This is a genomic window from Oleiphilus sp. HI0067 (assembly GCF_001635735.1).
In genome coordinates this window covers 1-1,589 of the sequence record NZ_LWFI01001410.1, presented here as the reverse complement: position 1 = coordinate 1,589, position 1,589 = coordinate 1, and the positions used below count along the sequence as shown (strand labels likewise).

2 protein-coding genes are annotated in these 1,589 nt (G+C 45.4%); both read right to left on the bottom strand.

The window, feature by feature from the left end:
• Positions 1-239 precede the first annotated feature (239 nt).
• On the bottom strand, positions 240-1,154 hold the full coding sequence (gene cyoE / locus A3739_RS22420; protein WP_068483358.1) for a heme o synthase: 915 nt from the start codon (positions 1,152-1,154) through the stop codon (positions 240-242).
• Positions 1,155-1,171: 17 nt separating this feature from the next.
• The coding region (locus A3739_RS22415) for a heme A synthase (RefSeq protein WP_197472503.1) at positions 1,172-1,589 on the bottom strand (418 nt) is incomplete at its 5' end.

Genomic DNA, 1,589 nt, shown 5'->3' with positions numbered 1-1,589 from the left:
ACAAGACCATCACTACCCCTATGAATTTATCACTGAAGGAATTCGTCGCATCGTGCCGAAGGTAGAGGAGCTAGAACAACGTTTAAGCAACTTAATTCCGAGAACAAAAACGCTCATAGATATGCGCGACATCCTGTCGAATATTTTGGTAATCCTGGAAGCTCAAAACGAGTTTTAGAGGAATCTTTGGTGGAGGACAGAGATGGCAATGAAACCCTCGGCCCTCCACACAAACCAAATTACATGGCGACCATCATTGGCCATGTATAGTGATCAACTAATAACGCAACAAACAACAGCATCAAATAAGTGATCGAGAATTTAAAAGTATTGATCGCATCATGCTTATGATGATTTCGAATCATGCGCACAGACCACTGAATAAAGCGCAAGCCAAGTAACACTGCAGAAACTAAATAAATCTCTCCGCACATACCCGTCAAGTACGGAAGAATAGTTACTAACAACAAGATCACGCTGTATAGCAAAATGTGCAACTTAGTGTATGACTCTCCATGCGTGACTGGGAGCATAGGTATGCCAACCTGTGCATATTCTTCTTTTCTATGAATCGCTAAGGCCCAAAAATGCGGGGGCGTCCACGCGAAGATAATGAGCACGAGCAATAAGGCATGAGGATCCAAATAACCTGTTGAAGCAGTCCAACCTAACAGAGGAGGCGCAGCGCCTGCCAAACCACCAATCACAATATTCTGGGGAGTAGCACGCTTGAGATACATCGTATAAATTAATGCATAGCCGATTAATGAAGCTAAGGTTAACCAGGCCGTCAGGGCATTCACCCAGACCATTAATACCAGCATCCCGATGCTGCCAATTAATGCCGCAAAGATAAGTGCAGATGCACTATCTACTTTCCCCTGCACGATCGGGCGTTTCTTGGTACGCGACATGTGCACGTCAATGCGTTGATCAACGACATGATTGATTGCCGCAGCGGATCCCGCCATCAACGCAATCCCTAGATTACCCAATATAAGAGCTTCCCACGATGGCAAGCTATATGTCGCTAGGAGCATACCCACGACGCTAGTTAGCAGCATGAGGGCAACCACTTTAGGTTTGCAGAGTTCTAGATAGTCTTTCCAAGAAGCACTCGCTGAACTCGTGCTTACTGACACTGTTGTTTTCATTACGTCCTCCCGCCTTATTATTTTTGTAGGCGATATATCTGATAATTGAGGTTCATCATGCTTAACAACAACAAAGCACCTACAGCATTATGCGCAACTGCAATAGCCAATGGAACCAATAAGATCACATTACTTAAACCTAAACCAAACTGCACGACGAGCACTGCAGACATCAGCAATAAGGCATTACGAATGGAAGATGCGTGATTCTGGCGCCAAAGCACAAACACCATCCATATCAAATACACTGACAAGACAATCGCCCCAACACGATGTGTAACCTGTATCGCGACACGACTCTCATTGTCCATCGTTCCTCCCAAATAATTGGGGCCGACTTCTTGCGTTAAATCAAAGCCTTTCCCGAAATCCATATCCGGCCAAAAACTACCCTGACATGTCGGTAGTTCATCCCCACACGCGAGCGCGGCGTAA

What these genes read in the sequence shown, in the direction of transcription:
- cyoE (WP_068483358.1), bottom strand. Translation starts at nt 1,154, where the DNA reads ATGAAAACAACAGTGTCAGTAAGCACGAGTTCAGCGAGTGCTTCTTGG.